At 59.7% G+C, this 25,716-nt stretch carries 23 protein-coding genes; 15 read left to right on the top strand and 8 right to left on the bottom strand.

Annotation, left to right across the window (positions count from 1 at the left end; translation table 11 throughout):
- Positions 1 to 211: 211 nt before the first annotated feature.
- Positions 212 to 712: an Lrp/AsnC family transcriptional regulator gene (locus ACR0C6_RS14125; RefSeq protein WP_152458979.1), complete on the top strand. Its 501-nt coding sequence runs from the start codon at positions 212 to 214 to the stop codon at positions 710 to 712.
- Between the two features lie 119 nt (positions 713 to 831).
- Here the strand turns inward: ACR0C6_RS14125 and ACR0C6_RS14120 are convergent, their stop codons facing one another.
- The 5 genes from ACR0C6_RS14120 to lgt all read right to left on the bottom strand — a co-directional run bounded on the left by ACR0C6_RS14120 (position 832) and on the right by lgt (position 5,051).
- Positions 832 to 1,614: a Hint domain-containing protein gene (locus ACR0C6_RS14120; protein ID WP_171168906.1), complete on the bottom strand. Its 783-nt coding sequence runs from the start codon at positions 1,612 to 1,614 to the stop codon at positions 832 to 834.
- A 334-nt stretch (positions 1,615 to 1,948) separates the two neighbouring features.
- Positions 1,949 to 2,077 carry a hypothetical protein gene (locus ACR0C6_RS14115; RefSeq protein WP_256367481.1) on the bottom strand — a complete coding sequence of 43 codons (129 nt, stop codon included), beginning with the start codon at positions 2,075 to 2,077 and terminating at the stop codon, positions 1,949 to 1,951.
- A gap of 267 nt (positions 2,078 to 2,344) precedes the next feature.
- Positions 2,345 to 3,103: a peptidoglycan editing factor PgeF gene (pgeF, locus tag ACR0C6_RS14110; protein ID WP_480446054.1), complete on the bottom strand. Its 759-nt coding sequence runs from the start codon at positions 3,101 to 3,103 to the stop codon at positions 2,345 to 2,347.
- Complete coding sequence (locus ACR0C6_RS14105; protein ID WP_480619854.1) at positions 3,100 to 4,167, bottom strand: class I SAM-dependent methyltransferase; 1,068 nt, start codon at positions 4,165 to 4,167, stop codon at positions 3,100 to 3,102. The genes pgeF and ACR0C6_RS14105 overlap by 4 nt, the downstream gene beginning before the upstream one ends.
- On the bottom strand, positions 4,164 to 5,051 hold the full coding sequence (gene lgt, locus ACR0C6_RS14100; RefSeq protein ID WP_480619852.1) for a prolipoprotein diacylglyceryl transferase: 888 nt from the start codon (positions 5,049 to 5,051) through the stop codon (positions 4,164 to 4,166). Before lgt ends, ACR0C6_RS14105 begins: the two co-directional genes overlap by 4 nt.
- 97 nt (positions 5,052 to 5,148) lie before the next feature.
- Between lgt and ACR0C6_RS14095 the strand changes: the two genes are divergently transcribed.
- From ACR0C6_RS14095 to ACR0C6_RS14075, 5 genes are all read left to right on the top strand, one after another.
- Complete coding sequence (locus tag ACR0C6_RS14095; RefSeq protein WP_152458974.1) at positions 5,149 to 5,397, top strand: accessory factor UbiK family protein; 249 nt, start codon at positions 5,149 to 5,151, stop codon at positions 5,395 to 5,397.
- A gap of 321 nt (positions 5,398 to 5,718) precedes the next feature.
- Positions 5,719 to 6,219 carry a type III secretion system chaperone family protein gene (locus ACR0C6_RS14090; protein WP_152458973.1) on the top strand — a complete coding sequence of 167 codons (501 nt, stop codon included), beginning with the start codon at positions 5,719 to 5,721 and terminating at the stop codon, positions 6,217 to 6,219.
- A 39-nt stretch (positions 6,220 to 6,258) separates the two neighbouring features.
- Complete coding sequence (gene proC / locus ACR0C6_RS14085) at positions 6,259 to 7,074, top strand: pyrroline-5-carboxylate reductase (protein WP_480619850.1); 816 nt, start codon at positions 6,259 to 6,261, stop codon at positions 7,072 to 7,074.
- Complete coding sequence (locus ACR0C6_RS14080) at positions 7,067 to 7,405, top strand: tRNA-binding protein (RefSeq protein WP_480446049.1); 339 nt, start codon at positions 7,067 to 7,069, stop codon at positions 7,403 to 7,405. Before proC ends, ACR0C6_RS14080 begins: the two co-directional genes overlap by 8 nt.
- The gene (locus ACR0C6_RS14075; protein WP_480619848.1) at positions 7,405 to 8,355 is read left to right on the top strand and encodes a 2-hydroxyacid dehydrogenase; all 951 of its coding nucleotides are present in this window, start codon (positions 7,405 to 7,407) and stop codon (positions 8,353 to 8,355) included. The genes ACR0C6_RS14080 and ACR0C6_RS14075 overlap by 1 nt, the downstream gene beginning before the upstream one ends.
- Here the strand turns inward: ACR0C6_RS14075 and ACR0C6_RS14070 are convergent.
- On the bottom strand, positions 8,352 to 8,930 hold the full coding sequence (locus tag ACR0C6_RS14070; protein ID WP_152458970.1) for a thymidine kinase: 579 nt from the start codon (positions 8,928 to 8,930) through the stop codon (positions 8,352 to 8,354). The genes ACR0C6_RS14075 and ACR0C6_RS14070 overlap by 4 nt on opposite strands.
- A gap of 354 nt (positions 8,931 to 9,284) precedes the next feature.
- Here ACR0C6_RS14070 and ACR0C6_RS14065 point away from each other — a divergent pair, with 354 nt between their 5' ends.
- Positions 9,285 to 9,746 (top strand): hypothetical protein, encoded by a 462-nt coding sequence (locus tag ACR0C6_RS14065; RefSeq protein WP_152458969.1) that lies wholly within the window; start codon positions 9,285 to 9,287, stop codon positions 9,744 to 9,746.
- Between the two features lie 166 nt (positions 9,747 to 9,912).
- Positions 9,913 to 11,715 carry a hypothetical protein gene (locus ACR0C6_RS14060; protein ID WP_480619846.1) on the top strand — a complete coding sequence of 601 codons (1,803 nt, stop codon included), beginning with the start codon at positions 9,913 to 9,915 and terminating at the stop codon, positions 11,713 to 11,715.
- A gap of 18 nt (positions 11,716 to 11,733) precedes the next feature.
- Here the strand turns inward: ACR0C6_RS14060 and ACR0C6_RS14055 are convergent, their stop codons facing one another.
- Positions 11,734 to 12,858, bottom strand: coding sequence for a beta-ketoacyl-ACP synthase III (locus ACR0C6_RS14055; protein ID WP_480619844.1), 1,125 nt, complete (start codon positions 12,856 to 12,858; stop codon positions 11,734 to 11,736).
- 159 nt (positions 12,859 to 13,017) lie between these two features.
- Here ACR0C6_RS14055 and ACR0C6_RS14050 point away from each other — a divergent pair, with 159 nt between their 5' ends.
- From ACR0C6_RS14050 to ACR0C6_RS14040, 3 genes are read left to right on the top strand one after another with little or no spacing between them, the layout of a single operon-like run.
- Positions 13,018 to 13,485 carry a MarR family winged helix-turn-helix transcriptional regulator gene (locus ACR0C6_RS14050; RefSeq protein ID WP_480619842.1) on the top strand — a complete coding sequence of 156 codons (468 nt, stop codon included), beginning with the start codon at positions 13,018 to 13,020 and terminating at the stop codon, positions 13,483 to 13,485.
- Positions 13,482 to 14,519 carry an efflux RND transporter periplasmic adaptor subunit gene (locus tag ACR0C6_RS14045; RefSeq protein ID WP_480619840.1) on the top strand — a complete coding sequence of 346 codons (1,038 nt, stop codon included), beginning with the start codon at positions 13,482 to 13,484 and terminating at the stop codon, positions 14,517 to 14,519. Before ACR0C6_RS14050 ends, ACR0C6_RS14045 begins: the two co-directional genes overlap by 4 nt.
- Before the next feature lie 10 nt (positions 14,520 to 14,529).
- Positions 14,530 to 17,571 carry an efflux RND transporter permease subunit gene (locus ACR0C6_RS14040; protein WP_171168886.1) on the top strand — a complete coding sequence of 1,014 codons (3,042 nt, stop codon included), beginning with the start codon at positions 14,530 to 14,532 and terminating at the stop codon, positions 17,569 to 17,571.
- Positions 17,572 to 17,796: 225 nt separating this feature from the next.
- Here ACR0C6_RS14040 and carB read toward each other — a convergent pair whose 3' ends face one another.
- Complete coding sequence (gene carB, locus ACR0C6_RS14035) at positions 17,797 to 21,141, bottom strand: carbamoyl-phosphate synthase large subunit (protein ID WP_480619838.1); 3,345 nt, start codon at positions 21,139 to 21,141, stop codon at positions 17,797 to 17,799.
- A gap of 177 nt (positions 21,142 to 21,318) precedes the next feature.
- Between carB and ACR0C6_RS14030 the strand changes: the two genes are divergently transcribed.
- From ACR0C6_RS14030 to aspS, 4 genes are all read left to right on the top strand, one after another.
- Positions 21,319 to 22,446: an aminodeoxychorismate synthase component I gene (locus ACR0C6_RS14030; protein WP_480619991.1), complete on the top strand. Its 1,128-nt coding sequence runs from the start codon at positions 21,319 to 21,321 to the stop codon at positions 22,444 to 22,446.
- A complete protein-coding gene (locus tag ACR0C6_RS14025) occupies positions 22,401 to 23,048 on the top strand; it encodes an aminotransferase class IV family protein (protein WP_480619836.1) in 648 nt (215 codons plus the stop codon). Before ACR0C6_RS14030 ends, ACR0C6_RS14025 begins: the two co-directional genes overlap by 46 nt.
- A gap of 14 nt (positions 23,049 to 23,062) precedes the next feature.
- Positions 23,063 to 23,716 (top strand): CPBP family intramembrane glutamic endopeptidase, encoded by a 654-nt coding sequence (locus ACR0C6_RS14020; protein ID WP_480619834.1) that lies wholly within the window; start codon positions 23,063 to 23,065, stop codon positions 23,714 to 23,716.
- A gap of 79 nt (positions 23,717 to 23,795) precedes the next feature.
- Positions 23,796 to 25,574, top strand: a complete 1,779-nt coding sequence (gene aspS / locus ACR0C6_RS14015; RefSeq protein ID WP_480446042.1) for an aspartate--tRNA ligase — start codon at positions 23,796 to 23,798, stop codon at positions 25,572 to 25,574.
- Positions 25,575 to 25,716: the final 142 nt, after the last annotated feature.

Genomic DNA, 25,716 nt, shown 5'->3' with positions numbered 1-25,716 from the left:
TTGCCTGAATTGGGCTTTTGGCCCGTCGCCCCGATATAGCGACCGACAGACCCGGCTTAAAGCCCCTTACTGTTCAAGGCCGTTCAAGCCACCTTGCGCAGGGTCAGGGCGAAATGAGAGATTTGAAAACAAAGAAAATTGCGCATGTACGAAACATTATTGCGCGCGCGTGGGGGGCTGATATAAGAACCGCAATAATCAGGAGCATTTGATGGTCACGACTCGGCTGGATGATATCGACCGCAAGATTCTGGCGGAACTACAGGCAGACGGTCGTATGACCAATGTGGAACTTGCCAAACGGGTCGGAATTTCGGCGCCGCCCTGTCTGCGCCGCGTGCGCACACTGGAAGAATCCGGCTATATCACCGGTTACCACGCCGAGGTGAATTCCCGTGAGTTGGGATTCGAAGTGCAGGTGTTCGCCATGGTCGGTCTTGACAGTCAGGCCGAGACCGAGCTGCGCGCGTTCGAAGAACGCTGCCGCGAATGGCCGCTTGTCCGTGAATGCCACATGCTGAACGGCGAGGTTGACTTCATCCTGAAATGCGTCGCACCCGATCTCAGCAGTTTTCAGCAGTTTCTGACCGGTGAACTGCTGACCACGCCAAACGTGGCCAGCGTCAAGACTTCGCTTGTTATCCGCGGCGCAAAAGACGAACCAGGCGTGCCGTTCGACGTTCTGGAAGAACGAATGAACCGGACGGCGTAACCCCCAGACGTTTTGCAGGTGCGGTGTTCGGTGGCAGCATGGCAGCCACCGCCAAGGATAGAATCCAACTTAGTAACAGCTGCATGATGCCCCCCATAATGCAGTAATCGCTATCGTACTCAGGCTGTCATCGCGTCGATTTCTCCGTCCCCGGCACGCGGCATCAGCAGCGGACCAAAATCGTTGAGCGACTCGATATGCGCAAACAGGTTCAGATAAACCGACCGCAACGAGTGGCTGATCATCCGGACCGCGTTCACACCTGGGTGATACGTTTCGAACTGTAAACCATCTACCCGAATAACGGAATGCCGTTTCAGACAAATGTGAAACAGTTCAACTGGCGTCGGCGGCATTGTTTCAATCACGCCCGTTCCATCCTGAAATTCGGATACAGGTGTCAGAATCGGGTCATTTCCGTACAAATGCCGTAAATGTGTCGGTGTGCCCACGATCCGTGCCGCAGGCCCGGCGATTACACCCGACATCGGTTTTTGCATCCCGAATGTATCTGCCGTGACGCGCGTAAGCGGCCGCGTGCGGCCCCGCGAATCCGGACGTCCCGGGATCAGAGTGACAGATCCCTTCCAAAGCACGGTTTCCGACGCGCCATCCTGCGTCAGGACAGTATCCCCTGGCATCAGGTCTTCGATGGCCATGGGACCATGTTCCGTTTCAACCAGCGATCCGCGCGTGAAGGCACAAAAAGCGTCTTCGAACATTGGCAGAGCGGGCGCGATGTGTCTGGTCTGAACCACGTTTCCGTTTTTCAACAGGCTGCTGACTTCATACCGGCGCAGCTGAGCCTTTGGTTTCGCAACCGGCCGCGGTGCTTCCCGCAGCATGGCTGTCGTTTCGATCGCATTTCTGGCCGCACGGGCCAGTGAACTAGGAATAGTCATAAATATTCCTTCCCCTCAAATTGTCCGGTCAGGCGCGGCGTATCCCCGTACAGGCCAACCTGGCGAACTGGTTCTTTGTCTTGAAACAAATGGGTGACCCTTGGGCGGCGGTCGGTCGGACCCCGCATTGCGACAAAATCTCGCTTTCCAATGGTCAACACATTGACCCCCCAGACAAACTCGTACTTCACGGGCGAAAATTGCCCGCACACACACAACTCCTGAATCCGTCTCGACCCCCTCAGATCGCGACACGCCACGCATCGGGCAGGAGCAAGCCCGAAGCGCCTTCACCCAATCGAGACCGGCAGCTTGGCCTCAGGGTGTTTCTGTCTCAGCGTCGTGCCGCGATGCGGCTGGCGACCCTGACAGAATGGCTTGATACCCGCTTCCACGGCATTTCCAGCTTCTGGCTCCGCGTGGCGGCAACCATGGCTTTGAGAAAGCGAGATTTGGTTTTCATTTTCTGGTCCTGCTCTGAACGGGTTTGTTTCCCGCATCCGTTATGAACCTTTTGTGACGCACGTTTGCGGCATGGATAAGGCTTATCCGGGATGTTTTGCAGACAAGAAATTTATAGTCGGTCCATCCTTCCACTCAACACGCCAGCGTCCGAAACAAGGACGTCAGAAGACCATCTGATAGCTGGCAAAACTCGTTACGATTCTGAGCCCGGTAAACACAACAAATGTGGCGGAAAAGTGGCGCAGCGCCTAAATCTGGGCCAAAATCACAATCTTATGACCGAGATCAACCGCCCGTAATCGGCCTCGTTTGCATGTGTTGTGCGGCGATAGGAATAGAACCGGTCCGGGTCGGAATATGTGCAGTGCCGGGTCCATTCCGCCTGCCCGACACCGGCCTGCCGCAATCGGTGCAAGCCAAAGGCGGGCAGGTCGAATTGCAGCCGGTCATCCTGTCCGTTTGCAAAGAACCGGGTGTTGTCTGGAGAATCGGCGATAAATGCGTCCAGAAACTCGGGGCCCACTTCGTAGGCGCGTTGCGAAATGCTGGGGCCGATGACGGCGTTGATATTCCGGCGTGTTGCGCCAAGCGCTTCCATGGCGTCCAGCGTCGCCTCCAGCACACCGTCAAGCGCGCCGCGCCAGCCCGCATGGGCTGCTCCGATCACATTGGCCGCGGGATCGGCAAACAGAACTGGCTGACAATCTGCCGTCAGAATCGTCAGCGCCAGACCGGGTGTCGCCGTCACGACCGCGTCCGCGCGCGGTTTTTCACCTTCCAGGGGCTGTTCAACCGTCAGAACTGTTGGGGAATGAACTTGATGCACGCCGATCATCGCCTCGGGCGCGACGCCCATCGCATCGGCAACCCGCCGGCGGTTCAGCGCGACAATTTCGGTTTGATCTGACGATCCATAACCGCAATTCAACCCGTCGAAGATACCAGAGGACGCCCCGCCGCGACGGGTGAAGAACCCGTGCCGAAATGGGGAAAGCAAGTCCGAAGTCAGAATTTCCAGTGTCATGGCTCTAATCCCGGCGGTGGTGCAGCATAGGCCGGATAGAGGCCCATCACCTTGAACAGATTTCCCATTTCGGCCGGATGCGTCAACCGGCGATGCGCGGCAGCCAGGGCATCCAGCTCGGAACCGCTCAGCGACCGGGACAAAGCCTGCGCCCGGGCGGTTATGCCAAGCCGTTCCAGAAACACGCCCTGCGGTGTCAGGCGTGTGTGCCTGGCTCCACAAGCGCGGGTCGCAATGGCCAGAGGCTCAAAATCCACATGTGCCGTCAGGTCGGCCTGACCGGGTGACGCCAGCGGATCAGCGGGCTCGTGGTTTTGCAGGGCTTGCAGCGTATCACCCAACGAATGCCAGTCGCCATAATCGGCGATCAGCGCGGCACCTCCGTGGCTGGCGATCCGACCGGCAATCACGGTCAGAATGGGGATCGCTGCAGCGCATAGCTCGACCAGATCACCATCCTTGGTGTCCGAAAGCCTGTCTGCCAGCGCCACTTGCGGCCCGTTGGGGCCCCGTCCAAACAGCAATTCGCCGTCGCGTTCGCCGACCAGACGTTCACTCCAGCCGTCACCGTCGCGCAGGAACTGCCGGACGGGCAGCGCGTCGAAGAACTCATTCGCCACCAGCAGCAGTGGCTGGTCCGGCAACTCTGCGACGCTGTCAGCCCAGTTCGGTGTGTAGCCCTTCAGGGTGTCCGCCTGCACCTGCTTCAGGGCAGGCGAGGCCTCGACCAGCACAATCCGGGCAGCATCGTGAAATCCCTGCACGGTTCGGGTGGCACGCAATATATCACTCATCAGAGTGCCGCGCCCGGGCCCCAATTCGCACAGGGTGAATGGCGCGGGACGGCCCTGATCCATCCAGCATTGCGCAAGGCACAGCCCGATCAGTTCGCCAAACATCTGGCTGATTTCCGGTGCCGTGGTGAAATCTCCGGCAGCCCCCAGCGGATCGCGCGTCGTGTAATAGCCCAGCGTGGGATGCAGAAGGCATTCGGCCATGTAGTCGGCCACGCTCATCGGTCCATCCTGTCGGATGCGGGCGATCAGGTGATCGGTCAGGCTCATTTTGCCCGCCCTGCGCGAAAGACAAACCACAGGCCAAGCGCGATCATGGGCAATGACAGGATCTGGCCCATGGTCAGGCCATATCCGCCCACATGCCATGCAAGCCCTAGCGGATTGCCGGGCGACACGAACTGCGCATCCGGCTGGCGGAAGAATTCAACAATAAAGCGCGATGCGCCGTAACCGGCCAGAAACGTGCCCATGATCAGGCCGGGTTTCTGAAAGGCCCCCCGGCGATAGACCAGCCACAGCAACAACGCACCCAGCAACACGCCTTCCAGCGCCGCTTCGTACAGCTGCGAGGGGTGCCGGGCGCACATTCCCGCAACCACGCCGGGGCAGTCCTGCGCGGCAAAACCGGGAAAGATGACGGCCCAGGGCAGCTCGCTCGGGCGGCCCCACAGCTCGGCATTGACGAAATTGGCAAGCCGCCCCAACAGCAGGCCGGGTGGCACGGTGTAGGCAACCAGGTCGCCCAGCGACAGGGCGGGGATCTGATGGCGGCGGGCAAACAGGTACGAGGCCAGGATCACGCCCAGCAGACCCCCATGAAACGCCATGCCGCCTTGCCAGACCTTCACGATCTCAAGCGGATGCGACAGGTAATAGCCGGGTTGGTAAAACAGCACAAAGCCAAGCCGCCCGCCCAGGATCACGCCCAGAATGATCCAAGTGACCAGATCCTCCAGTTGGTTTGGTTTCATCGGCGGGCCGTCCGCAGGCCACAGGGCAGGGCGGCGCAACGCCACGACCGCCAGCCGCCACGCAATCAGGATGCCCGCGATATAGGCCAGCGCATACCACCTCAACGCGAACTCCATCCCGAACAGCGAGATCGAGAACAATTCGGGCGACAGATCGGGGAAATTCAGAACAGCCTGCATGTGCGTCTCATTGCCCGGGGTTTGCAGGGCAAGTCAACCTTGAGCCTGCGGCATTCTTTCCCCATATAGAGATCAACCGCGATACCGGAGTAGTGATATGCAAACCCGCAACAAGATACTGGACGACATGTCCCAGCTGATGACCAACGCCATGGGTGTCGCGCAGGGCGCGCGGGAAGAGGCCGAGAACGCGATGAAGTCGATGATCGACCGCTGGCTGGCCGACCGCGATTTCGTCACCCGCGAAGAATTCGACGCCGTCCGCGCCATGGCACAGAAAGCGCGCGAAGAAAACGCCGCACTCGAAGCCCGCATTGCCGCGCTCGAGGCGAAACTGGACAAGTAACGCCGCGGGCGTTCCCTGATTTCACAGTTTTGGACAAACTCTGACGCCGCGCAATCCGACCGGGATTGTGCGGTGTCGTGCATTCTGACGCATTGCGGGATTTAATCAAGACAAAGCTGACCCGGCAGCCAATATTTTGATCCCCGTTGCCTTCTGTCCACAACTTATTGCTGTTATCCCCAACAAATAGGGTTGCCAGAACACACGCCACATCGCACCATATTTAGTACAGGCCAATGGGGGAAGCCCGGTTTGTAGAGCAGGCAACTAGCGCTGGGGCGCTGCCAGCCCCAAAATGCTAGAGATTAGTGAGGTGGCATTATGGCCCTTTCCGAGCAGTATCTCGAAGAAGACATTCATCCGATCGACATTGTTGAACATCTGGCCGAACATCACGACTGGGATTTTGACCGCATTGGGGATGATCAGATCGCCATGGCTGTCGAGGGCCAGTGGCGGACGTATTCGATTACCCTCGCCTGGTCCAACTATGACGAAACGTTGCGGATGGTGTGTTCGTTCGAAATGGAACCACCGGCCGAGCGGGAAATGCAGCTCTATGAGCTGCTCAACAAGATGAATGATCAGTGCTGGGCAGGTGCCTTTACCTATTGGGCGAACCAGAAGCTGATGGTGTACCGGTACGGGTTGGTCCTTGCCGGGGGGCAGACAGCTAGCGCCGAACAGATCGACACGATGATCACCGCCGCCGTCATGAGCGCGGAACGGTACTATCCGGCGATTCAACTGGTCACCTGGGGCAATCGAGAGCCAGAAGAAGCCATGCAAGTGGCCATTGCAGAGGCCTACGGCCGGGCGTAAAGCTTTGCCCCGAACCGATATGTAACGCGGGAGGGGCAAATGGACATGACGCGTGTGGCCGAACAGGGGCTTGTGCTTCTGGGGTGCGGAAAGATGGGGTCCGCAATGCTGGCGGGATGGCTGGAACACGGCCTCCCGCCAGCGTCCGTTTGGGTGATCGATCCGCACCCGTCCGACTGGCTGAAGGCGCAGGGCGTCAATATCAACACACCTTTGCCCGAAGCCCCTGCCGTAGTGTTGGTCGCGGTCAAGCCGCAGATGATGGGCGAGGCCTTGCCCGCCATTCAGGCGCTGGGCGGTGGCAGCACGCTGTTTGTTTCGGTCGCGGCGGGCACCTCGATTGCCACGTTCGAATCCGTTCTGGGCAGCGATACGCCGATCATTCGCGCCATGCCCAACACCCCCGCTGCCATCCGTCAGGGCATCACCGCGCTGATCGGCAACAGCCACGCCTCGGCCGAGGATCTGGCTCTGGCCGAAAATCTGCTGTCGGCGGTAGGTGAGACGGTTCGTCTTGAAGACGAGACGCAGATGGATGCGGTCACCGGCCTCAGCGGATCCGGTCCTGCCTATGTGTTCCATCTGATTGAAACACTTGCCAAAGCCGGCGAGGCACAGGGTCTGCCGCGTGACCTTGCGATGAAACTGGCCAAATCCACGGTGGCCGGGGCCGGCGCACTGGCGATGGCCGCTGATGAGGATCCGTCTCAACTGCGGATCAATGTAACATCGCCGAACGGCACGACCCAGGCCGCGCTTGAGGTGCTGATGCATGAAGAACGCGGCTTCCCTGACTTGCTGCACCGTGCCGTCAAGGCCGCAACCGACCGATCCAAGGAGCTGTCACGTGAATGAGATTTCTTTCGACGATTTTCTCAAGGTCGATATCCGCGTGGGCGAGGTGATCCGCGCCGAACCTTATCCCGAAGCCCGCAAACCCGCGATCAAAATGTGGATCGACTTTGGCGATGAGATCGGCGAGCGCAAGACGTCGGCCCAGATCACCGCGCATTATGATCCGTCGACCTTGGTGGGCAAACAGGTCATGGCCGTGGTCAATTTCCCCCCTCGCCAGATCGGCAGGTTCATGTCCGAAGTTCTGGTGCTGGGTCTGCCCGATGAAAACGGCGAGATTGTTCTGATCGGTCCCGACGGCCGAGTTCCGACAGGCGGGCGGATGCATTGATGAACCTGCTGATCACACGCCCGATGACGCCGGAAGTCGAGGCCCGCGCCCGCGCCGCGTTTGACGTCGAGATTCGAGAAAATACGGCGCCCATGTCGGGGCAGGAAATGCTGTCGGCGCTGACGGATTTCGACGTGGTCGTGCCCACGCTGGGGGATCAGTTTTCGGCTCGGATTTTTGCGGATGCAGGCGCGCCTCGGTGCAAGCTTCTGGCCAATTTCGGCGTCGGCTACAACCACATTGATGTCGAGGCCGCGCGCGCAGCGTCGGTCGAGGTGACCAACACGCCCGGCGCAGTCACCGACGCCACGGCGGATATCGCCATGACCCTGCTGTTGAGCACGGCCCGACGCGCGGGCGAAGGCGAACGGCTGGTCCGCGCAGGCCAATGGCAAGGCTGGCATCCCACGCAGATGCTGGGCCATCATGTAACGGGCAAACGCGTCGGTATCGTCGGGATGGGCCGTATCGGGCAGGCCATCGCGCGCCGGTGCCATTTCGGTTTCGAAATGCAGGTGGCCTATCAATCCCGCAGCGCCAAGCAACTGGACTTTCCGGCCGAGTTCACACCTGAACTTGAATCACTCGCCGCATCGGTCGATTTCCTTGTGCTCGCCGTTCCCGGCGGTGCCAAAACCCGACATCTGATCGACGCGCAGGTTCTTCAGGCGATGAATCCTTCGGCCATTCTGGTCAATATCGCGCGGGGCGAGGTCGTGGACGAAGCGGCCCTGATCGCGGCGCTGCAATCGGGTCAGATTGCCGGGGCCGGGCTGGATGTCTACGAGTTCGAACCCGAAGTACCCCGGGCCCTTTGTGAAATGGAAAACGTCACCCTGCTGCCCCATCTGGGCACGGCCACCGAAGAGGTGCGCAGCAGCATGGGACACATGGCCCTGGATAACGTGGCGGCCTTTGTGGCGGGCGAGGCGTTGCCCAACCCGGTCTAGTCGCCCACCGCCTCGCGCCAGTGTTTGCGGCAAAGCGAAACATAGGTCTCGTTGCCACCGATCTGCACCTGGGCGCCTTCGGTGATGGCGTTGCCGTTTTCGTCCTGACGTATCACCATCGTGGCCTTGCGTCCGCATTTGCAAATGGTGCGGACCTCGCGCATCTCATCAGCCAGGGCCAGCAGCGCCGCTGATCCCGGAAACAACTTGCCCTGAAAATCCACCCGCAGCCCGTAGGCCAGCACCGGTACGTCCAGATCGTCGACGGCGCGCGCCAATTGCCAGACCTGCGCTTCGGACAGGAACTGGGCCTCATCGATGAACACGCAGGTTACCGGGCCGTCGTCCAGGCGGTTTCGGATCATCGCGAAGACATCGTCGCCGGGCGTGAAGGTATCGGCCTCCTCCGAGATGCCGATGCGCGATGCGATCCGTCCGGCACCCGCCCTTCCGTCAATGGCCGCGGTCATCAGGTAGGTCTGCATCCCACGCTCGCGGTAGTTGTGCGAGGCTTGCAGCAACACGGTCGATTTCCCCGCGTTCATGGTTGAATAGTTGAAATACAGCTTTGCCATGACGCGGGTCTAAAACGCTTGGGGAAAAGGAACAAGATATCAATCGTTTTGATGGAGCGACGTCGCCGTTGCGTTCGCAGAGGCCGAGCTACGCTCTAGGGGATGGAACCCCCACATCTGCAACAGCGACGCCGTCGGCCAACATGTGGCCAAAACGCAGCAAGGTTTAACAATATCACCCTGCAATCACTCGTTACCGGCTTGAACTGCCGCCACTCACTCACAAAATCCCCCGCATATCTGAGGGATAGCCAATGTATGACATTTCAATTATGACTTAGTTATGGGAAATTTACCCACGCTTTCCCCCGTTTGGACATCGGGCAGGCGTTTGCAGGTAACAAAGGTAAAACAATGGCAGATATCGGGGCCTATCTGAAAAAACACACAGAAGCGCTGGTCAAGGATGTTGGAATCGAAGCCGCGTGTGAAATTACAGGGAAATCCAAGGCCACTTTAGGACGATACTATTCCGACAATGCTGAACACGAGGACCGGTTCATGCCAGTGGACGCGGTGGCCCGCCTTGAAAACGCGGCGACGTATCCGCATGTGACGTCGGCTTTGGCGGATCTGAAGAACATCACCTTGTCTTATAGCGATCGCAACACCTCTACCCCCCGCACCGGTGGTGTCAATTCGGATGTCATTGCGCTCAGCCAGCGGTTTGCGATGTTGATGACCGAGTATCAGGCCGCAATCGAAGACGGAATCATCACCGTCAACGAAGCAAAACGGTTGCTGAAAGAAACCAGTTTGCTGCAACAGGTTCTGATCGAGATGAAGCTGCATCTGGAAGAAGAAAGCGTCAGCTAGCCGGGGTCGGGAACCTTTGCGCCCATGACTGGCCAGTTTTCGCCTGTGCGGCGTACCTCTTTTCATGCTCGAAAAGATACAAACGCTGACCGTGCCTGTTGCCTCAATTCAGTCACGTCTGTCCTGTAAGGTCCGTCGCGGGCAAGAACGTCAAGGGCAGTGGACCATGCAGAAATCGCAGGGAACATACAGCATTTTCGCAGACCGGGTGGTGCTGCGTTTTTTTGTATGCGCCTCTGCGGCACTTCTGGTGTTGATGGTCCTAAGTGGTCATCAGGAAGGCTCTGACGACGTGATGCGCTGGGTGGTCGTGCAGGATCTGTTGCAGGGGCAGGGCTGGTTCGACAGCCATCAGTACCGGCTGGGCCCCGAGGGCGGTACGTTGATGCATTGGTCTCGATTGATCGACGCGCCGATTGCCTTGCTTTACGGAACATTCGGGTTGGTTTTGCCGCCCGATATGGCCCTTCAGGTAACGGCATTCGTCTGGCCCTCACTTTTGGCGGGTCTGACCTTGGGGGCCTTTGCGGTGACGGGCAGCGTTTTGGGCGCGCGGGAAGGCGCTGTTTCGGCGCTGGTTGTAGGGGTGCTTGCGCTCGAACACTCCAGGAAGTTCGACTATTTTTCGTTTGATCACCACAATGCTCAGATTCTTCTGTTCGTCACGGCCCTGATGCTGTTTGCTTTGCGCAGGGACAAACCATATGCCGGATGGCTGCTGGGTGCCTGCCTGGCGCTTTCGGTATCGATAGGGACCGAATCGATATTGCAGATCGCACTTGTCGCCGTGTTTTTTGTCATTGACTGGGTCGTCAACGGCGAACCGGCCCGTCGCCGGACCATGGCGTTTGGTATCGGGCTGGTCGTGACGCTTGTGCTGACCAGCCTTGCAACAACGGGACACGAGGCCTTTCTGTTTCCAAGCTGTGACGCCCTGACTCTCAGCGTGGCATTGCCGGCGAGCGTTGCCGCGGCAGGGCTTTGCATTGCGGCATGGATCGGGTCTGGCTGGTCACTTTGGGGTCGCATCGGCGCATGCGTTGCGGTTGGTATGGTGACATTGGCGTGCGCTTACGGCTTCGCCCCGCATTGTCTCAGCAACCCGATCGAAGCCCTGCCACAGGACATGCGCGACTATTGGTTGAGCCAGGTGGCGGAAGCCCAGAAAATCAACGTCATTCTGCAACTGCACCGGGGCGAAGCGCTGGCCCTGATCGCGATGTCGATCCTGTGCATGGCAGCCGCCCTGATCTTTGCAGTCAGATCGCCTTTCAGACTGGAATACGCCCTGTTTCTGGCTCTGATCGTGACCGGCCTGGTGGTGTTCCTCTATCAGTCCAGAATGATGACATTCCTGGGTGTTTCGCTGGTGGCTGTCCAGGCGCAGATCCTGCGTGCCCTGTACAGCTCTTATGCAAGCAGTCGCCGCGCGTTGTCAGGGTTTGCGATGGTTGCTTTCATCCTCTGCATCTCGCCGAAAACCGGCGCCAGCATCGATGAGCAGCTGGGGCGTTTTGCCGGGCCGTCCCTTGCCGCTTCCGCGAAGCCGGCCCGACAGTCACAGCAAAACTCGGGCGCATCCTGCAAAACGCCCGAAGCCTATGCGGCCCTGCGTGATCTTCCAGCCGGCAGATTCCTTGTTGATTTCGACTTTGCCGCAAACGTGCTGCGCCATACCGACCATTCCGTTCTGGCGGGCAATTATCACCGGAATCAGGCTGGAATTCTGGCGCAGATCGAACTGTTCCGATCGGACGCGGACCAGATCGGATCTCGCCTGACCGAGCTGGACGTGGATTACGTCATGCTCTGTACGTCCGCGCCGCGTGCCGAATTCTGGTCCTGGGCGTCACAGGGTCGTGGTTTGCAGTCGCGATTGATTGCGAGTGAAATCCCGGCCTATCTCAGGCAGATACAAGGCGCGGAAGGTGCAGCCTTTCAGGTCTTCCAAGTGACTGGGGCAGGCTAGGCCAGACAAGATCAACCGTCAGGCGTGGCGCTTCACGATCACCGACCCGACCGAATACCCGGCGCCGAAAGAACAGATCAGGCCCAGATCACCCTCCTGCAAGTCGTCGGAATACTTCGAAAACGCGATGATCGACCCCGCAGATGACGTGTTGGCATAATCCTGAAGGATGTTGGGTTGCTCGCCCGGCTCGGGTTCGCGGCCCAGAACTTTCTTGCCGATGAAGTCGTTCATCGTCTTGTTGGCCTGATGCAGCCACAGGCGTTTCAGATCAGAGTTTCCGACCCCTTCGGCATCCATGTGGTCGCTAATATGCTTGCTGACCATCGGCAGTACTTCCTTGAATACTTTCCGACCGTTCTGCATGAACTGCATGTCGCGCCGGTCGGTCAGCCCGTCTGGGCGCGAGCGGCGCAGAAAGCCGTTGTTGTTGCGGATATTGTTGGAAAACGCAGTGGCGCAGCGCGTCGACAGAATTTCGAAATGCGGCCCTTGTGCGTCTTCGATCCGTTCGATCAGCGTTGCCGTCGCCACATCGCCAAAAATGAAATGGCAATCGCGGTCGCGCCACTCCAGATGGCCCGAGCAGATTTCGGGGTTCACCACCAACGCCGCCCGCACCGATCCCGACCGCACCATATCCGCCGCGGCCTGAATGCCGAACGTGGCTGACGAACAGGCGACGTTCATATCAAAGCCGAACCCGTTGATCCCCAGTTCCTGCTGGATTTCGATCGCAATCGCCGGATAGGCGCGCTCGTGGTTCGAAGCCGCGCAGATTACCAGATCAACATCCGCCGCCGTACGCCCCGCCTGTGCCAGCGCCTTGTTGCAGGCATCCACCGCCATTTCGGTCATGATGCCGGGTTCATCATCGCTGCGCTGCCGCAGCAGTGGATGCATCACGTCCGGGTCCAGCACGCCGCTCTTGTCCATCACGTAGCGGTTTTCGATCCCCGATGCCTTGACGATGAACTCTTCCGATGAATGCTGCATCGGCTCCATCCGTCCGGCGGCGATGGCTTCTGCATTCTTGGCGTTCTGCTTGTCGGCATAAGCGTTGAATGCCTCGACAAGCTCGGCATTGGTGATGACGTTCTGAGGCGTGAAGACACCGGTACCGGTGATGGCGGGGGTATACATGGCGAGCCCTGAATGTTTCGGATTTGCCCAAAATGCAGTCACGTTGTGATTTGATCAAGGTATGTTGACCTAAGGGAATGTGCGCAAAGCCGCAACTTCATATCTTGAATAGTTCAGAAACTGAAGTATATGACCCCTCCAAACGCGCGGAGATCCCCGATGCCCGACGATATCAGCACCAGACTTGGCCGCCTCAGCCCCGAGATTCAGGCGATCATGGGGGTGTATGCCCTGTACTGGAAACTGGAAGAGACATTCGACAGCATCGAAACCGACCTGAGCCACCCCGAATGCCACATGCTGATCAAGCTGGATCAGCCGAAACGCATGGGGGTTCTGGCTGCGGATATGCTGAGCGTACCGTCCACAATCACCGCCACCGCGGATTCGCTGGAAAAAGCCGGCTTTCTCACGCGCGAGCGTGACCCCGAAGACCGCCGCGCCTGGTTGCTGGTGCTGACCGAGCGTGGCGAAGAAGCCCGCAACATGCTGGTGGCCGAGGCCGGAGACCTGTTTCACAGGGCCTCGGGCCTGAACGACGAAGAAACAGCCGAATTCGCGCGACTGGCGCGCAAAATCCGTGACAACGTTTTGAAAACGGGAATTCCCGAGGGACTGAAGAAATGAAACTCCTGACCTCTCTGGGCCTTGCACTGGCCGTTCTGGCAACTCCGATTGTCGCTCAAGATACTCCGAAACCGGTCAAGCTGATGCAGGTGCGCGAAACAACACCCGGCTTCACCCGCCAGTTCTTCGGTCGTGTTGCCGCACGGCAGACGGTCGATCTTGCCTTTCAGGTCGCCGGTCAGATCGTCGAAATGCCGGTCAACGAAGGGTTTGTCATCCCCAAAGGAGGCCTGATTGCGCGACTGGATCAGGAGCCGTTCGAACTGCGGCTCGAACGGGCGCAGCTGCAAAAGGAACAGGCCGACCGAACCGTCGCACGCCTGTCGCGGTTGCGGGGCACCACGGCCAGCCAGGTGGCGGTCGATGACGCAGAGACCGAAGCGCAACTGGCCGCGATCGCACTGCGCGATGCCGAATACGAACTGGAACACGCGACTTTGACCGCACCATTCGACGCGCTGGTCTCCAGCCGCGCGGTCGAGGCTTTTACCACCGTATCGGCCGGCACGCCGATCGTCCGCATCCACGACATGTCCGAATTGCGCATCGAGGTGGATGTGCCCGAGATCCTGTTTCAACGCTCGGGCCAGAACGACGACATCACCATCACCGCCAAATTCCCCGTAAGTGATGAAGTCTTCCCGCTGGAAATCCGTGAATTCGACGCTGAAACTTCCAGCGTCGGGCAGACCTTCCGCATTCAGTTCGGCCTGACCCCACCCGAGGGGCTTCAAATTCTTCCCGGCTCGTCCGTCACCGTCAACGTAAAGGTCCAGGACGAGCGCACAGGCATCATTGTGCCGGCGACGGCCGTCATCGCGGATGCAACAGGTGAGCTGAGCGTCGTGGTGTTCTCTCCCGCTGGCGCGGATGAAGGCACGGTCCGCCGCGTTCCGGTGACAATCGAACCCACGCAGTCGGGCGATGTTCGGGTGTTGAAGGGCTTGTCCGACGGTGACGAAGTTGTTGTGGCTGGCGGTGCTGTGCTGACAGACGGCCAGCCCGTGCGCCGGTTCACCGGCTTCGCGAACTGAGGGCAGACAGATGAACATCGCGCGCGCCTCGATTGATCGACCGCTTTACACATGGCTGATCATCCTCATTGCCCTCTTCGGTGGCATCTGGGGATTCACGTCGCTTGGTCGTTTGGAAGACCCGGCTTTCACCATCAAGAACGCGGTCATCGCCACGCAATATCCCGGTGCCACGGCGGAACAGGTGGCGCTTGAAGTGTCCGAACCCCTTGAATCCGCGATCCAGCAGATGGGTGAGGTGGATGTCATCACCTCGGTCAACCAACCCGGACAATCGCTGATCGAAGTAGAGATCAAGTCGACCTACGACGGCACCGAACTGCCCGATATCTGGACCCGCCTGCGGGCCAAGGTGCGCGATGCCGCCCGCGGGCTTCCGTCGGGTGTCAGCCAACCCTACGTGAATGACGGGTTCGGTGATGTGTTCGGCCTGTTTTATGCGGTGACTGCCGAAGGGTTTTCTGACGCCGAAAAGCATGAACTGGCAACGTTTCTGCGTCGCGAACTGCTGACCGTGGACGGCGTCGCCGATGTCGAGGTTCAGGGCTTGCCGGACGAGGCGATTTTTGTAGAGCCCGACCTGGCGATCTCGGTGAACCAGAACGTCCCGCTCCAAGCGATCAACGAAGCCATTGCCAATGCGGATTCGGTGAATTCCTCGGGGTCTTTGCGGTCTGAAGATGCCCGCACCACCATTCTGACGGCCGAGGGTTCGGACAGTGTCTCGGCCATTGCGGGCCTGTCTGTCGGCTCGCAAGGGCAGGTGATCAACCTGTTCGACATGTCCGATGTCTATCGCGCCCGTCAGAACGATCCGGACATCATGATCCGCTACAACGGGACCGAAGCCTTTACCCTCGGCATCGCCGGTCTGGCGACGGAAAACATCGTCGAGGTCGGCAAGCGGGCTGACGCCAAATTCGCCGAGCTGGATGCGAATATCCCCTTCGGTGTCGATATTCTGCCGATCTATCAGCAACATGTGGTGGTCGAGCAGGCCTCGAACGACTTTCTGGTGAATCTGGCCATGTCAGTGGCCATCGTGGTCGCCGTACTGGGAATCTTCATGGGCTGGCGCGCGGCCATCGTCGTCGGTTCGACCCTGTTGCTGACCGTGGTCGGCACGCTTCTGTTCATGTCACTGTTCTCGATCGAGATGGAACGGATTTCCCTGGGTGCGCTGATCATTGCCATGGGTATGCTTGTGGACAATGCTATCGTGGTGGCCGAAGGGATGCAGATCGCGATGTTGCGAGGAAAACCTTCGCGCGATGCGGCTGAAGATGTGGCGTCAAAAACCCAGATTCCCCTGCTTGGAGCCACCGTGATCGGCATCATGGCCTTTGCCGGGATCGGGCTCAGCCCGGATGCGACGGGCGAGTTTCTGTTTTCCCTGTTTGCGGTGATCGGCATTTCGCTGCTGCTCAGCTGGATACTTGCCATCACGGTCACGCCTTTGCTGGGGCACTATTTCTTCAAGCAGGGCAAGGAGGGTGAGATCGACGCCTACGGGGGCATCCTGTTCCGCACATATGGCGCGATCCTGCGGTTTGCGCTCCGTTTCCGGTGGCTGGTTGTTGCGGGTCTCATCGGCGTAACCGTTGCGTGCTATGCCGGGTTCGGGTTGATGAAACAACAATTCTTCCCCAACTCGAACACGCCTTTGTTCTTTGTGCATTACAAGCTGCCTCAGGGCACGCCGATTGCCCGCACGGCACAGGACATGGCGGTTTTCGAAGATTGGCTGACCCAACGCGATGACGTGGTTTCGGTCACGACATTCGTCGGTCAGGGGGCAACCCGGTTCATGCTGACCTATTCGGCAGAGAAACCGAACCCGAGCTATGGTCACATGATCATCCGTACGGAAAGTCTGGATGACATCCCGGCCTTGCAAGCGGATCTGGAAGCGTTCGGGTCGGTCCAGTTCCCCGAAGGCGAGTTCGGAACCAAGCGCCTGGTGTTTGGCCCCGGTGGCGGTGATCCGATTCAGGCCCGGTTCTCGGGCAGCGATCCGGTGGTACTGCGACAACTTGCGGACGAGGCCGTGCAGCGCATGGCGGCGGCGTCGCCCAACGCCCTGCTCGTTCATCATGACTGGCGCGAACAGGAACTGGCGGTGCAGCCGATCTATGCCACGGAACGGGCCCAAACCGCGGGCGTCACGCGCGAAGATATTGCGGCCACGCTGCAATTTTCGACCGATGGCATCACGGGCGGTGTGCTGCGGGAACGTGACCGCCTGATCCCCATCATCCTGCGTCGTCCGGCGGACGGAGATTATTCCATCGTCGATCAGGTGGTGTATTCGGACCAGTCCGGGAAATTTGTACCAATCGAACAGATGGTCGATGGATTCGAGTACAAATCCCTCAATACGCTGGTTCATCGCCGCGATCGTGTACTGACCATCACTGTCGGCGCGGACATCCCGCCCGACCTGACGGCGGCTCAGGTACACGCCGAAGTTCGGGACGCCATCGAGGCCATCGAACTGCCACCGGGCTACAAGATGGAGTGGGGCGGTGAGTTCGAAAACTCGCGCGACGCGCAGGAAAGCCTGGGTAAACAGTTGCCGCTGAGCCTGCTGATCATGGTGCTGATCTCGGTCCTGCTGTTCAACGCGATCCGTCAGCCGATCATCATCTGGCTGCTGGTTCCGATGTCGGTCAACGGCGTCGTCATCGGCCTGTTGGGAACTGGGCTGCCCTTCACCTTTACAGCCCTTCTGGGCCTGCTCAGCCTGTCGGGCATGCTGATCAAGAACGGCATCGTGCTGGTGGAAGAGATCGACCTGGTTCGCGCCACGGGCAAACCCCTGCGCGAATCCATCGTCGAAGCCTCGGTCTCGCGTTTGCGCCCGGTGATGCTGGCTGCGATCACGACCATTCTGGGCATGGCGCCGCTGCTGACCGATGCGTTCTTCGTCTCGATGGCGGTGACGATCATGGGCGGGCTGGCTTTTGCGACCGTCCTGACAATGGTCGCCGCGCCGGTGTTCTACCTGCTCTTCTTTGCGCGCGATGAAAAACGCGAGGCGCTGGCAGCCTGAACACTGGCCTCTTGTGGGTCCAGCTGAAAAGCTGGGTCCAATCAGGTTAGATCAAAGGAACAAACGGCACGTCACAGGCGGCCAGTGCAGTGAAGATTGCGAGAACCAGAAATGTGCGCATTGTTTCATTCTCCTTATGCCTGAACGAAATGCGCGCCCGTTGAGTTCAGGTCAACGGGCGCGCCTCTTTTCGTTCACTTATGAGCCAATTGTGGCTCAGGCGGGTTAGCCCTGTAACGACTTCACCTCGACATCCCCTTCGGCCTGCGCCTTGATCGCCAGAGCGGCAGCATGACTTGCGGCGGCCGTGGTGTAATACGGGATCTTGTCATAAAGCGCGATGGACCGGATGGCCTTGCTGTCCTCGACGGCCTGCGCGCCTTCGGTGGTGTTCATCAGCAGTTGAACCTGACCGTCTTTCAGCATGTCGACCACGTCCGGGCGGCCCTCATAGACCTTGTTGACCACGTCGCATGGCACACCCTGTTCCGCCAGCCAGCTTTGCGTGCCGCGGGTGGCGACCAGCGTGAAGCCTTGTTCGACCAAAACCTGTGCGGCCTCGAGCATCGCCGCGCCCTTGTCGGCATCCTTGATCGAAATGAAGGCGCGGCCCGAGGTCGGCAGCACCATGCCCGCGCCCATCTGCGCCTTGAGGAAGGCGCGCGGAAAATCGCGGTCCCAGCCCATGACCTCGCCGGTCGAGCGCATTTCCGGGCCCAGGATGGTATCGACGCCCGGAAAACGGGCGAAGGGCAGGACCGCCTCTTTCACCGAGAACCATGGCATGTCCGGGTCGGCCAGCGTCATCTGATCTGCGATCTTGGTGTCGTCCACGGTCTTGTAGGGCGGACGCTGCGGGAAGCTCGCCAGCTTTTCGCCTGCCATGACACGCGCGGCGATGGACGCAATCGCACTGTCGGTGGCCTTTGCCACGAACGGCACGGTGCGCGAAGCGCGCGGGTTGACCTCGATCAGGTAGATCTCGTCATCCTTGATCGCGAACTGAACATTCATCAGGCCGACAACGTTCAGCGCCTTGGCCAGCTTGAACGCCTGATCTTTGATCTGCGCGATGATCTCTTTCGACAGCGAATAGGGCGGCAGCGAACAGGCCGAGTCGCCCGAGTGCACGCCGGCCTCTTCGATATGCTGCATGATGCCTGCCACATGCACATCGGTGCCGTCGCACAGCGCGTCCACGTCCAGCTCGACCGCGCCAGCCAGATAGCTGTCCAGCAGAACGGGGCTGTCGCCCGAGACCACCACGGCCTCGTTGATGTAGCGTTTCAGCTGGTCCATGTCGCGCACGATCTCCATCGCGCGGCCGCCCAGAACGTAGGACGGGCGGATCACCAGCGGAAAGCCGATCTCTTCTGCAATCTCCAGCGCCTGCGCGTCGGTCGAGGCGATGCCGTTCTTGGGCTGTTTCAGCCCCAGTTCGTTGACAAGTGCCTGGAAACGTTCGCGATCTTCGGCCAGGTCGATCGCGTCGGGCGTGGTGCCCAGGATCGGGATGCCCTCGGCTTCAAGCGCGTTGGCCAGTTTCAGCGGAGTTTGACCGCCAAACTGAACAATGACGCCGTGCAGCGTGCCGTTTTCCTGTTCCTTCGTCAGGATTTCCATGACGTGTTCAAAGGTCAGCGGCTCGAAATACAAGCGATCCGAAGTGTCATAATCGGTCGAAACCGTCTCGGGGTTGCAGTTGATCATGATGGTTTCATAACCCGCTTCGGTCAGCGCGAAGCAGGCGTGGCAGCAGCAATAGTCGAACTCGATGCCCTGACCGATGCGGTTTGGGCCGCCGCCAAGAATGACGACCTTTTTGCGGTCGCTCGGGCGCGCCTCGCATTCGACCTCGCCCATCATGGGCGCTTCGTAGGTCGAATACATGTAAGGTGTCTGCGCCTCGAACTCGGCCGCGCAGGTGTCGATGCGTTTGAACACCGCTGAAACGCCCAGATTGCGGCGCGCTCGGCGGACGTTGTCCTCGTCACGGCCCGTCAGCTTGCCCAGACGCGCATCGGTGAAGCCCAGCATTTTCAGCTTGCGGATGCCGTCCTCGGTGACCGGCAGGCCGTCCTTGCGGAGTTGACGCTCGGCCTCGACGATCTCGCGGATACGGGCCAGAAACCAAGGGTCAAACTTGGTGACGCCGAAAATCTCGTCATCGCTCAGGCCATGGCGCATCGCTTGCGCAATGGTGCGCAGGCGGTCAGGTGTCTGCTGGCTGATCGCCTTGATCACGGCGGCCTTGTCGTCGGCCTCGTCCCAGAGGCCCACGTTCAGGCCGGGGATTTCGACCTCATCAAAGCCGGTCAGGCCCGATTCCATCGAGGCCAGTGCCTTTTGCATCGATTCGTGGATCGTACGGCCAATCGACATCGCCTCGCCCACCGACTTCATCGCGGTGGTCAGGTAGGGCTCGGAACCGGGGAACTTCTCGAAGGCGAATTTCGGAATTTTTGTCACGACATAGTCGATGGTCGGTTCGAACGAAGCCGGTGTGACCTTGGTGATGTCGTTGTCCAGTTCGTCCAGCGTGTAACCCACGGCCAGTTTCGCAGCGATCTTCGCGATCGGGAAACCGGTGGCCTTGGATGCCAGCGCCGACGAGCGCGACACGCGCGGGTTCATCTCGATCACGACCATGCGGCCATCGACCGGGTTGATCGCCCATTGCACGTTTGAGCCGCCGGTTTCGACACCGATTTCACGCAGCACGGCAATCGAGTGATTGCGCATGATCTGGTATTCTTTGTCGGTTAGCGTAAGGGCAGGGGCCACGGTGATCGAGTCACCCGTATGTACGCCCATCGGATCGACGTTTTCGATGGAACATACGATGATGGCGTTGTCGGCAGTGTCGCGCACCACCTCCATTTCGTATTCTTTCCAGCCCAGTAGGCTTTCGTCGATCAGGATTTGACCCACGGGCGAGGCATCCATACCCGAGCGGCAAATATGGATGTAATCCTCACGGTTATATGCCACGCCGCCACCCGTGCCGCCCAGTGTAAAGGCTGGGCGGATGATGGCAGGAAGCCCCACGGTTTCAAGGGTTTCAAGGGCCAGCGCCACACCGGCGTCCAGGTCTTTCTTGCCGCTCTCGTCCTTGGGGGCGGTAACGATCTCGGCCTTGGGGTTTTCGATGCCCAGCCGGTCCATCGCCTCGCGGAACAAGGCGCGGTCTTCGGCCATTTCGATGGCATCGCGCTTGGCGCCGATCATCTCGACGCCGAATTTTTCCAGCACACCCATTTCTTCCAGTGCCAGCGAGGTGTTCAGGCCGGTCTGTCCACCCATAGTGGGCAGCAGGGCATCAGGGCGTTCTTTCTCGATGATCTTGGCGACCACTTCGGGTGTGATCGGCTCGATATAGGTGGCGTCGGCCAGACCGGGGTCGGTCATGATCGTCGCCGGGTTCGAGTTCACCAGAATGACCCGGTATCCTTCCTCGCGCAGGGCCTTGCAGGCCTGGGCACCGGAATAGTCGAATTCACAGGCCTGACCGATAACAATGGGGCCCGCCCCAATGATCATGATCGACTGGATGTCGGTTCTTCTCGGCATGGCCTTGTTCCTTCGATTGTCCGCGAGTCAGGGCACCGCCCCAGCGCCCAAATTGTCCTGCGTTATAGGGACCGCGCAAAAAGGTGCAAGAGGTATCGGAAACAGGGGCGAAATTGCCGCTTTCCCCTCTTTCACTTGGCAGAGTATTCTCTATATGGCCCCTCACGGCAAATGAGGATGCAAGTGCGTATTCGTTTCGATCAGGGACCGGCCGGGCGAGGAACCCGGTTTCAGCGTCCGTCTCAGGTGATCCGCGCGGATGTGGCGGAGGACGTGCCCCAGGCTGTGGCGGCGCTGGACGAGGCGCGCGCAGCTGGTGCCTGGCTGGCAGGGTATGCCAGTTACGAGCTGGGCTATGCGCTTGAACCCCGGCTCAATGGTCTTTTGCCGGAAGAACGACGTCTGCCTTTGTTGTGCTTTGGGGTCTATGATGCACCGGATCGGGTCGCCCTTCCGTCGCCTGCGGGCGAAGTGGGCGCATTCCGGCCGCGCTGGGATGAAGCGCGATACGGCAAGGCCTTCAGGGCCGTGCATGACGCCATCGGTGCCGGCGACATCTATCAGGCCAACCTGACCTTTCCGATTGATCTGACCGTCTCGGGCAACAGCGAAACGCTCTACGCCGCGCTGGCGGCGGGGCAGCCGGTGGGCCACGGAGCACTGGTGCAACAGGATGGGCTGCCCGATCTGCTCAGCCGCTCGCCGGAGTTGTTTTTCCGCACCGATGAGGGTGGGAGGATCGAAACCCGGCCGATGAAGGGCACGCAACCGCGCAGTGAAGACCCAGATGAGGATGCGCGCCGCCGGGCTTTTCTGAGCGCGGACGAAAAGAATCGGGCCGAGAACCTGATGATTGTTGATTTGCTGCGCAACGATATCAGCCGCGTCGCGCTGCCCGGATCCGTTCATGTGCCTGACCTGTTCCGGGTGGAAACCTATGCCACCGTACATCAGATGGTCTCGCTGGTGCGGGCGCAGCTGCACAAATGCGTGGGGTTGGGTGAAATACTGACAGCACTGTTTCCCTGCGGGTCGATCACCGGAGCCCCCAAGATCCGCGCGATGGAAATTCTGACGGAACTGGAGCCATGGGCGCGCGACATTTATTGCGGGACGATTGGCTGGGCCGCACCTGATGGTCGGTCCGAGTTCAACGTGGCCATCCGCACCTTGATGCTTGAGGATGATCAGGCCACTCTGAACGTAGGCGGCGGTGTCGTTTGGGACAGCACCGCCCCGTCAGAGTATGAGGAGGCGTTATGGAAAGCCCGCTTCGCCCGCCAGCTGAACCTGATTTCAGCCTGATTGAAACACTGGCCTTCCGCCCGGATCAGGGCTTTGTCAGGCTGGACCGCCATCTTGCACGAATGGCCCGTACTGCGCGGGTGTTCGAGATTCCTTTCAACCCCGATGAAGCGACCGCCAGACTGAATGGCGCTGCTTGTGACACCCCGCTGCGTTGCCGCCTTACGCTGGATGTGTCGGGCTCGTTCGATCTGTCGACCGGCGAACTGGTGGACAATCCCAGAATCTGGCGCGTCGCTCTGTCAGATCAACGTCTGGCTTCGAATGACCTGTGGTTGCGTCACAAGACCACGCGCCGTGCGCTCTATGATTCCGCGCGCGCAGCGCTGCCCGAAGGGGTGGACGAACTGTTGTTTCTGAATGAACTGGATGAGCTTTGTGAAGGCACCATCACGAACCTGTTTCTGGAAATGCCTGATGGCCGGGTTCTGACGCCCGCTTTGTCCTGTGGGCTCTTGCCGGGGATACTGCGCGAAGAACTGCTGGAAAACAAAGCGGTCACCGAAGCCGTGCTGACCTTGACCGACCTGAAAAATGCGCAAACTGTGCGGATCGGAAATTCACTGCGCGGACTGATCGAGGTGGAGCTGATAGACGGGTGACAAAAAACAGCACGATGATCGGACCGCCGGTTGCAATGCGACGGCTGCGGCTTGAATTTGGCCTGTTCTATATTGGCTTGCCGCTGCTGATCGCTGTTCTTTTACCTCCGAACTGGATGTTTCCGGCGCTGTTTGCGCTGACCGGGCTTGGTATCGTGCTGCTGCACCGGACGCCCGGGTTTCAATGGGCCGAGCTTTGTTACGACTGGGCCAACTGGACCCTGCGCGAGGTGGCTTTGTTCTCTGCCATCGTGGCTGCCTTTTGTGTTGGTCTGATTGAGATCACACGCCCGGAGGCCGCGTTCTTCCTGCTTGTGCACCGGCCCGAGATGCTGGCGTTCATCTGGGTCGGCTATCCATTGCTGTCGGCCCTGCCGCAAGAGCTGCTGTTCCGCCCTTTGTTCTTTCGCCGCTATCACGCGATCCTGCCCGAGGGGCGCGCGGCCTATCTGCTGAATGCGGCCATATTCTCGTTCGCGCATCTGATGTATTGGAGCTGGATCGTCGCCCTCATGACATTCGCGGGCGGGCTGCTGTTCACATGGGCCTACCGGCAGCGGGGCTCCTTCTTTTATGCGGTGCTGCTGCATGCAATAGCGGGCAATATCATCTTTGCGGTGGGGCTGGGCGTCTATTTCTACTCAGGCAATGTGCAAAGGCCGTTTTGACGGGGCGACCCGCCTTGACTTTCCAAGCCTGACAGGGTGTATCGGCGCGACGAATTCTGCGCCCGAAGGGATATGATCCATGCACGCCTATCGCAGCCACACCTGCGCCGCTCTGACCGCCGCCAATGTCGGTGAAACCGTCCGCCTGTCCGGTTGGGTGCATCGGGTTCGAGATCATGGGGGCGTGCTGTTCATCGATCTTCGCGACCATTTCGGCGTAACCCAGATCCTGTGCGACGGCGACAGCGCCGCCTTTGCCGAGCTGGAAAAGGTGCGGTCCGAATGGTGCATCCGTATCGACGGCACCGTCAAAGCCCGTGACCCGGACCTGGTGAACCCGAAACTGCCCACCGGCGAGATCGAGGTTTACGTACGCGAACTGGAAGTTCTGGGGGCCGCCGACGAATTGCCGCTGATGGTATTTGGCGAACAGGAGTACCCCGAGGAAACCCGCCTGCGCTATCGCTATCTGGACCTGCGCCGCGAGGCGATGCAACGGAACATGACCTTGCGCTCGGACGTGGTTGCGTCCATGCGTAAACGGATGTGGGATCAGGGCTTTCGCGAGTATCAGACGCCGATCATCACCGCCTCGTCGCCCGAAGGCGCGCGCGACTTCCTGGTGCCTTCGCGCCTGCATCCGGGCAAATTCTATGCCTTGCCGCAAGCCCCGCAGCAGTTCAAGCAGCTGATCATGGTGTCGGGCTTCGACAAGTATTTCCAGATTGCACCCTGTTTCCGGGACGAAGATCCACGGGCAGACAGGTCGCCCACCGACTTCTACCAGCTGGATCTCGAGATGTCCTTTGTAGAGCAGCAGGACGTGTTCGACGTCATTCAACCTGTTCTGACCGGCGTGTTCGAAGAATTTGGCGGCGGTCGCAAGGTTGATCAGGACTGGCCGCAAATTTCCTACAAGGACGCGGCGCTGTGGTACGGCACCGACAAGCCGGACCTGCGGAACCCCATCAAGATGCAGGTGGTATCCGAGCATTTCCGCGGTTCCGGTTTCGCGATCTTCGCCAAGCTGCTTGAACAGGAAGGCACCGAGATCCGCGCGATCCCCGCGCCGGGCGGCGGCAGCCGCAAGTTCTGCGACCGCATGAACGCCTTTGCCCAGAAAGAGGGTCTGCCAGGCATGGGCTATATCTTCTGGCGCGATCAGGGTGAAGGGATGGAGGCTGCGGGACCGCTGGCCAAGAACATCGGCCCCGAACGCACCGAGGCAATCCGTCAGCAACTGGGTCTGGGTGTCGGCGATGCAGCCTTCTTCCTGGGCGGCAAGCCAAAAGCCTTTGAAAAGGTTGCCGGCAAGGCGCGTGACGTGATCGGTGAGGAATTGAACCTGACCGAAAAAGACCGTTTTGCCTTTGCCTGGATCGTGGACTTCCCGATCTATGAGCAAGACGAAGAAACCGGCGCGATCGACTTTGAGCACAACCCGTTCTCGATGCCGCAGGGCGGTATGGAGGCGTTGCAGGGCAACCCGCTGGATGTGCGCGGCTACCAGTATGATCTGGCGTGCAACGGGTACGAGCTGGTTTCAGGCGCGATCCGGAACCACAAGCCGGAAATCATGCTGAAGGCCTTTGAACTGGCGGGCTATGGCGAGGATGAAGTGAAATCCCGCTTTGGTGCCCTGTTCAATGCCTTCCACTACGGCGCCCCGCCACACGGTGGATGCGCGGCTGGTATCGACCGGATCGTGATGCTGTTGGCAGATGAGGCCAATATCCGCGAAGTCATGATGTTCCCGATGAACCAGCGTGCCGAAGATCTGATGATGGACGCACCTTCGGACCCGACCTCGGATCAGTTGATGGAGCTGGGTCTTCGCATTATCCCTCAGGACCAGTAAAAAAATCCGCCCGCGTATCGCGGGCGGTTTTTTTTGCACGCAGGCAGCCTGTGTCAGTCCAGCGGATCTTTCAGATTGGTTCGGTTGACGCGGATGGAACGCGCGGCCTGCCGTGTTTGGCGGTACAGCCAGATGCACAAAA

The organism is Ruegeria sp. AL12, assembly GCF_056540885.1.
Note: the sequence above shows the minus strand (reverse complement) of the source record. Positions and strands in the feature narration are given on the sequence as shown.